The 12064-nt window shown below is 60.3% G+C and carries 12 protein-coding genes; 8 read left to right on the forward strand and 4 right to left on the reverse strand.

The genetic code is table 11. The annotated features are described in order from the left end of the window. The first annotated feature begins 164 nt into the window (after nucleotides 1–164). From HUS66_RS06445 to nudC, 4 genes are all read left to right on the forward strand, one after another. On the forward strand, nucleotides 165–938 hold the full coding sequence (locus HUS66_RS06445) for a class I SAM-dependent methyltransferase (RefSeq protein WP_282848329.1): 774 nt from the start codon (nucleotides 165–167) through the stop codon (nucleotides 936–938). Further along, nucleotides 931–1392, forward strand: a complete 462-nt coding sequence (gene rnhA / locus HUS66_RS06450; protein ID WP_175070144.1) for a ribonuclease HI — start codon at nucleotides 931–933, stop codon at nucleotides 1390–1392. The genes HUS66_RS06445 and rnhA overlap by 8 nt, the downstream gene beginning before the upstream one ends. A gap of 173 nt (nucleotides 1393–1565) precedes the next feature. Then, nucleotides 1566–2336, forward strand: coding sequence for a DNA polymerase III subunit epsilon (gene dnaQ, locus HUS66_RS06455; protein WP_175070145.1), 771 nt, complete (start codon nucleotides 1566–1568; stop codon nucleotides 2334–2336). After that, nucleotides 2336–3121, forward strand: coding sequence for an NAD(+) diphosphatase (nudC, locus tag HUS66_RS06460; RefSeq protein ID WP_175070146.1), 786 nt, complete (start codon nucleotides 2336–2338; stop codon nucleotides 3119–3121). The genes dnaQ and nudC overlap by 1 nt, the downstream gene beginning before the upstream one ends. Before the next feature lie 97 nt (nucleotides 3122–3218). Here nudC and HUS66_RS06465 read toward each other — a convergent pair whose 3' ends face one another. Then, a complete protein-coding gene (locus tag HUS66_RS06465; protein ID WP_175070147.1) occupies nucleotides 3219–3530 on the reverse strand; it encodes an SCP2 sterol-binding domain-containing protein in 312 nt (103 codons plus the stop codon). 208 nt (nucleotides 3531–3738) lie between these two features. Between HUS66_RS06465 and sohB the strand changes: the two genes are divergently transcribed. Continuing rightward, on the forward strand, nucleotides 3739–4773 hold the full coding sequence (sohB, locus tag HUS66_RS06470; protein WP_175070148.1) for a protease SohB: 1035 nt from the start codon (nucleotides 3739–3741) through the stop codon (nucleotides 4771–4773). A gap of 200 nt (nucleotides 4774–4973) precedes the next feature. Here the strand turns inward: sohB and HUS66_RS06475 are convergent, their stop codons facing one another. Further along, the gene (locus HUS66_RS06475; RefSeq protein ID WP_175070149.1) at nucleotides 4974–5300 is read right to left on the reverse strand and encodes an ArsR/SmtB family transcription factor; all 327 of its coding nucleotides are present in this window, start codon (nucleotides 5298–5300) and stop codon (nucleotides 4974–4976) included. Continuing rightward, nucleotides 5297–5431 (reverse strand): hypothetical protein, encoded by a 135-nt coding sequence (locus tag HUS66_RS17940; protein ID WP_302675510.1) that lies wholly within the window; start codon nucleotides 5429–5431, stop codon nucleotides 5297–5299. The genes HUS66_RS06475 and HUS66_RS17940 overlap by 4 nt, the downstream gene beginning before the upstream one ends. A 356-nt stretch (nucleotides 5432–5787) precedes the next feature. On the opposite strand from HUS66_RS17940, the gene HUS66_RS06480 reads away from it, so the two are divergent. Next, the gene (locus tag HUS66_RS06480; protein WP_175070150.1) at nucleotides 5788–7701 is read left to right on the forward strand and encodes a propionyl-CoA synthetase; all 1914 of its coding nucleotides are present in this window, start codon (nucleotides 5788–5790) and stop codon (nucleotides 7699–7701) included. Between the two features lie 131 nt (nucleotides 7702–7832). On the opposite strand, the gene HUS66_RS06485 is transcribed toward HUS66_RS06480, so the two are convergent. Then, nucleotides 7833–9437 carry a Na+/H+ antiporter NhaC family protein gene (locus HUS66_RS06485; protein ID WP_175070151.1) on the reverse strand — a complete coding sequence of 535 codons (1605 nt, stop codon included), beginning with the start codon at nucleotides 9435–9437 and terminating at the stop codon, nucleotides 7833–7835. A 258-nt stretch (nucleotides 9438–9695) separates the two neighbouring features. Here HUS66_RS06485 and HUS66_RS06490 point away from each other — a divergent pair, with 258 nt between their 5' ends. Both HUS66_RS06490 and HUS66_RS06495 read left to right on the forward strand, forming a co-directional pair. After that, nucleotides 9696–11192 carry an alanine/glycine:cation symporter family protein gene (locus HUS66_RS06490; RefSeq protein WP_175070152.1) on the forward strand — a complete coding sequence of 499 codons (1497 nt, stop codon included), beginning with the start codon at nucleotides 9696–9698 and terminating at the stop codon, nucleotides 11190–11192. A gap of 122 nt (nucleotides 11193–11314) precedes the next feature. Further along, nucleotides 11315–11989, forward strand: coding sequence for a 7-cyano-7-deazaguanine/7-aminomethyl-7-deazaguanine transporter (locus HUS66_RS06495; RefSeq protein ID WP_175070153.1), 675 nt, complete (start codon nucleotides 11315–11317; stop codon nucleotides 11987–11989). Nucleotides 11990–12064: the final 75 nt, after the last annotated feature.

Below are 12064 nucleotides of genomic sequence, written 5' to 3' on the forward strand. Positions count from 1 at the left end.
AGGCAGTTCGAGACAGGCATTGCGTCAAGGCCGCTCGAGACACACAGCACATCAAGAGGAATTGAACCTTGCCTGTTTGCCGCCACTCCATGACAGGCCACTCTGGATCAAGTCAAGGTGGCCGATGTCAAAAATAGTCGCTACTTTGGAGGCTCCGGCATAGCGTGTCAAATTCACCAAATCCGATATTGCTGGCACAAATGGTGCGAGACGCCCGACGTTACTGGTCCACCGAGGACGGTCGCGCTCACTGGGCTGCAGAGCGCGCCTGCCTGGGCCCGGCGTGTGAGCGGCTGTTTGGTGGCCACAGCCTCGAGCTTGGCATGGCGCCCCGTCTTACCGATATGTGCCCGATCAACCATGCCATGCAGTGGTCGCCGACCCGTGAGTTGGCCGAACACGCCTCTACACTGATTTGCACACCCAATCAGCTCCCCTTGCCGGATGAATCGCTGGCGCTGGTGGTGATTCACCACCTGCTCGAGGTGGTTGATCAGCCCCATCATGTCTTGCAGGAAGCCGCTAGGGTCACCGCAGATGATGGTCGGTTGTTTATCTTTGGCTGGAGCCCTCATGGCGTCTCCGGCTGGAGTCGCCTGATGCCAAACAGGCGCCGACGGTTGCCTTGGTGTGGGCACTGGCGAACCCAGGGGCGGCTCAAGGACTGGCTGGCATTTGTCGATTTCGAGATCGAGCGGGTAGACTACTGCGGTTTTCACTGGCCTGGCAGCGCCCCCCGCAATGCCGGTCTCGAGGCCTTGGGGCGGCGCTATAATCTGCCGCTCGGGGATACGTTCATGATACGTGCCCGGCGGCGTTCGCAGCTGGCAACGGTTCAGCGGCCACGCCTGACACTCGGCTCTTCTCTGGGAGCCGCTGGCATAGGGCGAGCCACCGGCCTGGCACGACAACCCGATAGGATGACCGAGGGTGACTGACACCGCACTGCCCCGCGTGACGATTTATACCGATGGAGCCTGTCGTGGCAATCCTGGCCCAGGAGGGTGGGGAGCTCTCATGAAGAGCGGTGATCACGAGAAACGCCTCAACGGATTCGAGGCCAAGACCACCAATAACCGCATGGAACTGATGGCGGCCATCATGGCCCTGCGTGAGCTCAAGCGAGAATGCCAGGTGGAATTGTGGACCGACTCCCAGTACCTGCGTAAGGGCATTACCGAGTGGATCCACGGCTGGCAAAAGAAGGGCTGGAAGACCGCCTCTCGTCAGCCGGTGAAGAACGCCGAACTATGGAAAGAGCTGTTGGCAGAGACGCATCGCCATCGAATTGAGTGGCACTGGGTCAAGGGGCATAGCGGCCATCCTGGCAATGAAGCGGCCGATGCCCTGGCCAACGAAGCCATTGACGAACACCAGGCGTCGCGCGCGTGAGCTCCGTCCTCCGCGACGGTGCGGCTCATGCCGTTGGCCTAGATGGCGCTTCAGCGCTTCCCAGACGGCGATAGCCTTAAGAACCGCGACACCGCAGCAAGCTGCCTAGACTGCTCGCGCCCGCTGCGCCCCAGCAAGCCCGTTTAAACAAGCCCGTTCCCAAGAGAGACACCATGCGTCAGATCATTCTTGATACCGAGACCACCGGCATCGACCCTCGAGATGGACATCGCCTGATCGAGATCGGGGGGGTGGAGATGATCAACCGGCGCCTGACCGGGCGGACCTATCATCAGTTCATCAACCCGGAGCGTGCGATCGAGGAAGAGGCGATCGGGATTCACGGCATTACCAATGAGCGGGTAGCAGACGAGCCGGTCTTTGCGGCCATCGCCGATGAATTCTGGGCCTTCATCGAAGGTGCCGAACTGGTCATTCACAATGCGCCCTTCGATGTTGGCTTTATCGATAATGAGCTCTCGTTGCTCAATGCCAAGCGCAGCGTAACGCTCGGCCCCGTCGCCGAGCATTGCCGGATTCTCGATACCTTGGTCATGGCGCGCAAGATGCACCCGGGGCAGCGCAATAGCCTCGACGCCCTGTGCAAGCGCTACCAGATCGAAAATGGCCACCGCGTCCTGCACGGCGCCCTGCTGGATGCTGAGATCCTGGCCGATGTGTACCTGCACATGACCGGTGGACAAACGGCTTTGACTTTGGATGCTCAGGCCGGCAATGAGCAAGAAAACACCCAGCAAAGCAGCGGCATCCGTCGTCTCGACGAACAGCGGCCTCGCCTGTCGGTCGTCGCGCCCAACGACGCTGAGCTAGCGGCGCATCATGCCAAGCTGGCGGGTATTCGCGAGGCAGCAGGAGAGTGCGCCTGGGATAGTTTACCTGGATGGTCGCCGGCACCGGGTTCTATCGAAGGTGAGACGCACTGATGTTTCAGCGTGTTCTTCCCAAGGGGGCAGTGTCCGGTTGGACGCTGCACCTCCATCGCGGCCGTATTGCCCCCGGGGTTGATGGCGCTCCCCTTCAGGGGCCCGGCCGCTGGCCCTCTGAGGCCCTGCCGCTCGGCTACTGGCGCGATGAGCCGGTCGCGCTGGTATTCGATGATGACAATCCTCGGGCGGCCGAAGACTGGCCTGATGGCCGTGCCTGGCTGGCGAATATGCCGCATGCCTATTTTCCGCTGTTGTCGACCGCGCTGCAGGTCGCCAGTTGGTGGCAAAATCATCGTTTCTGTGGCCGCTGTGGGAGCCGCACGCGGCATGTTGCCTGGGAGTTTGCGATGCACTGCGATGCTTGCGGGCACCGCAACTACCCCCGCATCTCTCCTTGTATCATCACGCTGGTGACCCACGGTGATGCCATGTTGCTGGGACGCAGTCCGCGTTTCCCGGTGGGGCGCTATTCAACCCTTGCGGGGTTTATCGAACCGGGGGAGTCAGCAGAAGAGGCCGTCCGGCGCGAGGTCTTTGAAGAGGTGGGTGTCTCGGTGGGGCGGACCAGTTATTTCCGCAGTCAGGCCTGGCCGTTTCCGCATTCGCTGATGCTTGGGTACTTCGCCGAAGCGGCGAGCCGTGATATTCGTATCGACGATCGGGAGATCGCCGATGCTGCCTGGTTCTTGCCGGAGGACCTGCCCGAACTGCCGCCGACATTTTCCATCTCACGGCAGTTGATCGACACACATCTCAAATCCGTTGCTGCCCGCGGTCAATGACGCAGGCAGAACAACGCAGGGATTTGCAAGAAGCATTTGCTGGGGCAGGCAGGGTGCCATCGGCCCGCGGCGGCGGATGGCAACGCTTCGGGCCGGCTTACCGGCTGGGAAACAGGCTATTCAGACGCGTGGCGAGCATAATGTTGCCCGTGGCTTTGAGCTGGCCGCTCATGAAGGCACTCATGCCGCTGATTTCGCCACTCATTACGCCTTTCAAGGTGTCACTGGAGAGCTTCAGCGTTACCGACGGGTCCTCGTGTTCGCCCTCCTGGATATCCAGGCTGCCATCCTTGACCACCAGGTAGTAGTTACCCTTGTCGCTGAAATTGAACTGGAATACATCGTCCATGCCCTGTGCCGCCTGGGGGTCGAAGCGTGTCTGGAGTTTCTCGAGTACATTGTCGGTCATGACGAATCCTATTTATGACGAGTTCAGCTGTGACGAGTTCAGCGACGAAAACGGATATGGGCACGGACAGCCACTATAGTGACTGAGGCTATTTAAAACGAGCGTTCTGATCAAGACTTTATATGTCAACCGGACGAAAAGCTTTCCTGTGCGCCGGCTGAATGGTGGAATCGACTGACTGATAATGTGCGCATTCAAGGAGATTGCAGTGAACGAATGGATACAGGACTACGCCCTGTTTTTTGCCCAGGTCCTGACATTGCTGGCGATACTGGCGGCCATCATGGTTCTGATCAATAAAGGCCGTGGCCAGGGAGATGCGGGCTCACAGCTGTGCATCGAGGAGCTCAACCTTCGTCAGCGCAAGCGGGTACGGCGCCTGAAACTGGCGGTGACCGAGCCACAGGCCCGCAAGCGGCTACTCAAGGGTTTTCGTCGCGACGATAAGCATTCGCGCAAGAAAGGCGGTGAAGAATCCGCTCGCGGCAATGTCTGGGTACTCGACTTTCATGGTGACCTGAAAGCCACGGGAACAGCGCGCCTTGCCGAGGAAATCTCCGCCTTGCTGGACGTCGTTGCACAAGGCGATGAAGTGGTGCTGCGCCTAGAGTCTGCAGGGGGACTGGTGCATGCCTATGGCCTTGCTGCCGCGCAGTTGGATCGTTTGCGTGAAGCCGGTGTCTCGACTCGGATATGCGTCGACAAGGTGGCCGCCAGCGGCGGCTACATGATGGCTTGTTGTGCAGACCGGTTGCAGGTCGCTCCCTTCGCGGTGCTGGGCTCGATTGGGGTGGTGGCGCAGGTTCCCAATGTGCATCGTCTGCTCAAGCGTCACGATGTCGATGTCGAAGTGCTGACCGCTGGCCGCTACAAGCGCACGCTGACGGTGCTGGGCGAGAACACTGAAGAGGGTCGCGACAAGTTTCTCGCCGATATCGAACATACCCATGAACTTTTCAAACGCCATATCGCCGAACGGCGTCCGTCGATGGATATCGAGCAGTTGGCGACCGGTGAGATATGGTATGGCCGAGAAGCCGTCGACAAGGGGCTGGCAGATGAGGTCATGACCAGCGATGCGTATCTGCTGACTCGTATGCAGGACGCGCGGGTGCTCTCGGTGCGCCTCGAGGCGCAGAAGCGCCTTCCCGAGCGTCTGGGGTTGTCCCTCTCGGCGGGCGTTGAGCGTGGTGTCACAAGATTGCTGGAAGCTGTTGACGCAAGCCGATGGCTCAAGCGCTAGGGGTGGCCCGAGCGGTTGACTCCGGCTCATGATGTCTGGGCTAGGCATTGCTTGGGAGGGTCTCGCCCAGCGAGGAGCCCTGAGTCGACCAGGGTTCAGGCCTCTGGCCTTGAGAGCAAGGCGAGGGAACCGTTCCTGTGATTGGGGCAGTTCACATGGCCCGCGGCGTTGTGCTTTCAATGGCAGTCGCGCTAGGTGTTTCAGGCCGGCTTGCCCAGGTAAAGCCGGCTGATCGCCTCGATGATGCCTCTCGCCTGGTCGCCCTTCAGCGAGTAGTAGATGGTCTGTGATGCGCGTCTAGTGGAGACCATGCCTTCACGGCGAAGAATCGCCAGATGCTGAGACAGCGCGGATTGGCTGAGGCTCAGGCGGACGTTGAGCTCGGAAACAGAGAGCTCAGCCCCGTCTAGCAGGCAGAGGATCCGCAGCCGGTTTTCGTTTGCCATGGCCTTGAGCAACGAAGTCGCCGTGCTCAAGACAGTGTCGCCGGCTTCGAGCAGTTGAATGGCGGATTGGCGCGAGCTCATGAAGTGACCTCCTGGCTTTGCGGTCCGTGCGCCTGACTGATCGTCATCGGCACATACAGAACACGCAGGATAGAGAAATGCCGAAAGATCACCTTCCCTGGCTGTTGGACGGCACCAAGCGTGTCGTTCATCACGATGCTCGTGGGTCAATAACGATGCTGCCTACTGGGCAATCGGACGGATTGTGTCGCTTCATTAAGCGAATCATCAATATGGGTTTAGTAAAGTTTTATTAACACTGCAAGCATGAATCCCTTAAGGCCAACGCAGTATCAACGCCTGAAAACAGGGCGGCAATAACCAGCGTCAGCCACCGACACCTTGATCGTTGTCAACAATATTGGTGTAAAGGTGGATGGTTAGCCCATTGTCGCAGAGAAAATCGTGACAAAACCTCTAGAGTGTCAACAATCGGTTCGCACAGAGGCCGCCTGTGGGGGCCTTCCTGTGTATACCCAGGACGCTCATTTCCATTAAAGGTGCTGCCATGAGCCGCTATCACGACACCTATCGTCATGCCATCGATCGCCCCGAGTCTTTCTGGGCCGAGCAGTCCCGCCGCATACCCTGGATCACGCCGCCCAAGACGATTCTCGACTATGACGAGCATGGGCATGCGCGCTGGTTTGTCGATGGCGAGATGAACACCTGTCATGCCGCTCTGGATTATCATGTCGAGCAGGGCAGGGGACAGCAGGCTGCTGTGCTGTGGGATTCTCCCGTCACCGGACAGCGTAGACGCCTGAGCTATCGCGAGCTGCGCGATGAGGTAGCGGTATTTGCTGGCGCGCTAGCCGGGTTAGGCGTCGGCAAGGGGGATCGGGTGGTCATTTATATGCCTATGGTCCCCGAAGCCCTGGTCGCGATGTATGCCTGCGCACGGTTGGGCGCCATTCATTCAGTGGTGTTTGGCGGCTTCGCCCCGCACGAGCTTGCCATGCGCATCGACGATGCCGAGCCCAAGGTCATCATCGCCGCCTCCTGCGGAATCGAGGTCGACCGGGTCATCCCTTACAAGCCAATGCTCGATGAAGCGCTGGCGCAAATCCGCTATCAGCCCGAAGGTTGCGTAATTCTGCAACGAGATCAGACCGTTGCAGAGCTGGGGGCTCGGGACCATGACTGGGCGTCACTGGTGGCTCGGGCTGAGCCAGCCGATTGCGTGCCGGTTAAAGCGACCGATCCGTTGTATATACTTTACACATCTGGCACTACCGGCAAACCCAAGGGAGTGGTGCGCGATAATGGCGGCCACGCCGTTGCTCTTCATTATTCCATGGATGTCATCTACGACATGGCGCCTGGCGAAGTATTCTTTTCGGCCTCGGACGTTGGCTGGGTGGTGGGGCACTCCTACATCGTTTATGCGCCGCTGCTGCGCGGCTGTACCACCGTGGTTTATGAAGGCAAGCCGGTGCGAACCCCGGATGCCGGTGCCTTCTGGCGTGTGATCGCCGAATACGGTGTAAAGACATTCTTCACTGCGCCAACGGCCTTTCGTGCCATCAAGAAAGAGGACCCGGACGCTAAATGGCTCGAGAAATACGATATCTCCTGCCTCAAATCGCTATTCCTTGCCGGTGAGCGCCTCGACCCGCCGACGTACCATTGGCTGAATGACCTGTTGAAGATTCCCGTCATCGACCACTGGTGGCAGACCGAGACTGGTTGGCCGATTGCCTCCAACCTTCAGGGGTTGGCGCCCATGCCTAGCAAGGCAGGCTCGGCGACCTTCCCGGTACCCGGCTTCAACGTGCAGGTGCTGGGGCGCGATGGTGAGCCAGTCGCGGCGGGGCAAGAGGGCAGCGTAGTCATTCGTGAGCCGATGCCGCCGGGCTGTTTGGTGGGCATATGGGGCGACCCGGCTCGCTTTCAGCATGCCTATATGTCGGCCTTCCCGGGCTGTTACCTGACCGGTGATGGTGGCCACTTCGATGAGGATGGGTATCTGTTCATCATGGGGCGCACCGATGACGTCATCAATGTGGCGGGCCATCGGCTTTCCACTGGCGAGATGGAAGAAGTGCTCGGTGGTCATCCGGCGGTGGCCGAGTGCGCGGTGATCGGCATTCACGATGCCCTCAAGGGGCAGGTGCCGGTCGGCCTGGTGATTCCCAAGGACGGTTTCGACGGCGATGAGCCAGCTCTCGAGGAGGCGTTGATCGCGCTAGTGCGAGAGCGAATCGGCGCCATTGCCAGTCTCAAGCAGGTGCTGGTGGTCAACCGCCTGCCCAAGACCCGTTCGGGCAAGATACTGCGCAAGCTGTTGCGCACCATCGCCGACGGTAAGGAGTTCTCGATTCCTTCCACCATTGATGATCCCACCAGCCTCCAGGAAGTGCATGACCTGATGTGTGACCGTGATCTAGGGCTGGCGGCTCAGGCCAAGCCCCAGGACTGATCGTCATGTGAGGCGAATAGCCAAGCATGCGTAAGACGCATTGCCCAAGCAAGAGGCCGCCCTTCAGGGGGCGGCCTTTTTGATGCCATGTCGGTAGGCGGGGGAGTCTTTAGCTATCCAACGAGTTCGTATCAGCTCGTCGCCTTATCCCGTCGATGATTCAGACGGCGCTGGTGTTGCCAGGCCACGGCAAGTGTCAAGGTGGCCAGTGTCACGCTCAGCGCCAGGAGGTTCGTGCCGCCAAGGCCCAGCGTCAGGTAGCCGGCGAGGGTGGATAGCGCGCCCAGGCCGGCATAGGGTAGCTGGGTGAGTACGTGATCGATGTGATGGCAGGCGGCGCCGGTGGAGGAAAGGATGGTGGTGTCGGAGATCGGCGAGCAGTGATCGCCGAAAACGGCGCCTGCCAGCACCGCCCCCATCATTGGTAGCAGCATGGCGAGGTCCGTGGCGGCGGCCATGTCGCCAGCGATGGGCAGCATGATGCCGAAGGTGCCCCAACTGGTGCCGGTGGCGAACGCCATGATACCGGCCAGCGCGAATAACAGCATCGGCAGCCATTGAGCGGCAAGAATTCCTTCGACGAGGCTTGCCAGATAAGCCCCCGTGCCCAGGTCCGAGATGATGCCGGTCAATAGCCAGGCGAGTACCAGGGTGTACACCGCCGGCAACATGCTGTGCACGCCGTGCAGTAGGGCCTGTCCCGTGTGACGGCGCACCGTCGAGCGAGGCCACAACATACCGAGGGTGGCGAGCAGGGCCACGGCGCCGCCGACCAGCAGCGATCGGGCGACGTCGGTCTGCTCGAAAGCGCCTAGCAGGCTGAAGGCGAGGCCAGCGGCATCGAGCGCCGCTGCCCCGGTGTAGAAGATCATCGCCACGGTGGCCGCCACCAGAATCAGGATCGGTAGCAGCAGGTCGCGAGTGCGGCCGCCTTGCGCCTCTTCGATGGTCAGGTTGCCGGGCGGTTCGCCGCGAGAGGCGTCGAACACCTGCCCTTGGCGTGCCATGTCGGCATGGCGGCGCATGGCACCGATATCCAGATCCAGCCAGGCGCTGAGCAGCACCAGCACCAAGGCACTGATGGCATAGAAATTCAGCGCCGAAATTTCCACAAAGGCCTGCAGTGCCGTGATGTCGGTGACCGCATGGGCGGTGAGCACACCGCCGATCAGGCTGATGATGTAAGCGCCCCAGCTGGAGATCGGGGTGATCACGCACACCGGCGCAGCAGTGGAATCGATCAGGTAGGCCAACTTGGCGCGAGAGATACCCTGGCGGTCGGTCAGCGGGCGGCTGATGTTGCCCACCGCCAGGCTATTGAAGTAGTCATCAATGAAAATGACCGCTCCCAGCACGACCGTGGTGACCTGAGCGCCGCGGCGAGTCTTGACGTGTTCACGGGCCCATTCACCAAAGGCTCTGGTGCCGCCAGATAGGGTAACCAATGCCACCATGGCGCCCAGTAGCAGCAGGAAAGCAAGGATGGAAAGGTTCCAGATGTTGGCGGTGCCCAGGTCAGCGGCACCGCTCTCGGGCAGCGTCCAGAACACGCCGACCAGTCGTCTGGCCAGGCTTTCAAGGGTCGCTAGCGGCTGGAAGTCATTGAGCAGCAGGGCGCCGACCAGGCTGCCCATCGTCAGCGAAAGCAGTACGCGACGGGTGATCACTGCCATGCCGATGGCGACCAGTGGTGCCAGCAAGGACAGATACGAGGTGGCGTGTGAGGTCAGTTCCATGATGATTGATATCGTGTCGGGCGCAGGGCGCGATTTTTTATAGGAAAGAGTGATGCCGCAGGGCACTGGGGCGCGGATTATGCCCGAGTGGCGGGGTAGGAGAAAGACACGAAGGTTGCCGCAGAAAAAAATAGGGCGGATGAGTGAAAGCCTGGTAGATGGGTGACAGGAAACCTCCTTTCATGGAGATACTTGCGCATGAATCCATTCTATGAAGAATGGCGGGCACCAACATGACACAGGGTGCCCAGCGTTACCATGGATGTTTCATTCTCTGATTTCTTTACCCAGCTGGTCAGCGCCGGCAATGGCCTGATCTGGGGCAGTGTGCTGATCTATCTATTGATCGGTGCCGGTCTGCTGTTCACCATCATGACGGGCGGGGTTCAGTTCCGTTATTTCGGCCACATGTTCAAGCTGCTCAGGCGCTCTCGGGAAGGCGGTGAGGGCATCTCTTCCTTCCAGGCCCTGTCGACCAGCCTGGCCGCTCGCGTGGGTACCGGCAACCTGGCCGGTGTGGCGGTCGCGATCTACTTCGGTGGTCCCGGTGCTGTCTTCTGGATGTGGATGACGGCCATCGTCGGCATGTCGACCAGTTTCGTCGAGTCGACCCTGGCACAGGCCTATAAAGTCAATCACGGCGACCAGACGTTCCGCGGTGGTCCGGCCTACTATATTGAGCGTGGCCTCGGCTCCCGCTGGCTGGCTACGGTCTTCTCGGTGTGTCTGATCATCGCCTTCGGCCTTGCCTTCAACAGTGTGCAGGCCAACTCCATTGCACTTGCCATGGAGCAGGCCTTTGAAGTGCCGACCTGGATCGTGGGCGTGGCCCTGCTAGTGGTCGTCACGCCGATCATTTTCGGTGGCCTGAAATCGATCGCCAAGGTCGCCGAGCTGATCGTGCCGCTGATGGCGGTGCTGTATCTCGCCCTGGCGCTGGTGGTGGTGGCGATGAATGCCTCCGAGCTGCCGGGTGCGATCATGACCATCCTGCGCAGTGCCTTCGGCATCGAGCAAGCGGCCGGCGGCGCCATGGGCTATGCCGTGGCACAGGCCATGATACAGGGTATCAAGCGCGGCCTGTTCTCCAATGAGGCGGGTATGGGCTCGGCGCCCAATGCCGCTGCGACCGCTAGTACGACACCGAACCACCCGGCGGCCCAGGGCTTCATCCAGATGCTGGGTGTCTTCCTCGATACCCTGGTGATCTGCACTGCGACCGCGGCGATCATCATCATCTCTGGCCCGATGATGGACAGCGGTGATTCACCTAACGGCATTCAGCTCACCCAGATGGCGCTGTCTTCTCATGTGGGCGACTGGGGCGGCATGTTCATCGCCGTGGCCATTTTGCTGTTCGCCTTTACCTCGGTGATTGCCAACTACTCCTATGGTGAGAGCAATATCGAGTATCTGGCCGGTCCGCGCCGCGCACGTGCTGCGGTTTTCATTTACCGCCTGGCGGTGTTGGCCATGGTGATGATCGGCTCGGTGAGTAGCCTGAAGGCCATCTGGGGCTTCGCCGACCTGTCGATGGGTATGATGGCGCTGATCAACCTGGTGGCGATTCTGCTGTTGTCGCCGTTGGCCGTGGCGCTGTTCAAGGATTATGACCGCCAAATGCGCGCTGGCGTGGAGCCGGTCTTCGATCCGCGCCGCTTCCCCAAGCTTGCTGGCAAGGTCGATCCCAAAGCCTGGCCCGAGCGCGATGCCTCGACCACGACCAAGAGCAACAAGCCTGCCCAGGCGCGCTAAGCGCGTTTCACCCCTGCGGGTGAGCGGGTATAATGATCTTCACGAGGGGCGCCACGGCTTATGCCGTGGCGCCCTGTGTTTCGAGGGTTCCCTCACCCCTCCGTTTTCCAAAAAGGTGACCGATGTTCACGTTGACCCCCGCCCAAGCCAGCCGCTGCATGGCCATTCTGGTGGCGTTTCATATTACGGTGATTGCCGCTAGCAACTATCTCGTTCAACTGCCTTTCACGCTGTTTGGGTTTCACACCACGTGGGGCGCGTTCAGTTTTCCGTTCATTTTTCTTGCCACTGATCTGACGGTGCGACTCTTTGGCAAGGGGCCGGCACGCATGATCATTGCCAGGGTGATGCTGCCGGCGCTGTTGGTGTCCTATGGCGTGTCGGTGATCTTTCCGCAAGGCAGCTTTGCTGGATTCGGGGCTCTGACGGAGTGGAACCTGTTCGTGGGGCGCATTGCCCTGGCGAGTTTCATGGCCTATGTGCTGGGCCAGTTGATGGATATTCAGGTCTTCGACCGGTTGCGGCGCCTGCGTGCCTGGTGGGTCGCACCGGCGGTGTCGACGCTGTTTGGCAATCTGGCGGACACCTTTGCCTTTTTCTCGATCGCCTTTCATGAAAGCCCGGATGCCTTCATGGCTGCCAACTGGCCGGAAATTGCCTGGGTCGATTACAGCATCAAGCTCGGCATCAGCCTGTTGTTGTTCCTGCCGCTATACGGCCTGCTGCTTGGCTGGCTGAGTCGCCGTCTGGTGGCCTGGACGGGGCAGTGCGATCGCGACCCGGCAATGGCCAGGTGACGCCTGGGACGGTTACCGGCCTGGGTTTATGTCTTTCACGGGCTTTCACTGACGTTTATCGTCCCGCATCGATAG

Origin of the sequence: Onishia taeanensis (assembly GCF_013349955.1) — a bacterium.
GTDB classification, from domain to species: domain Bacteria; phylum Pseudomonadota; class Gammaproteobacteria; order Pseudomonadales; family Halomonadaceae; genus Onishia; species Onishia taeanensis_B.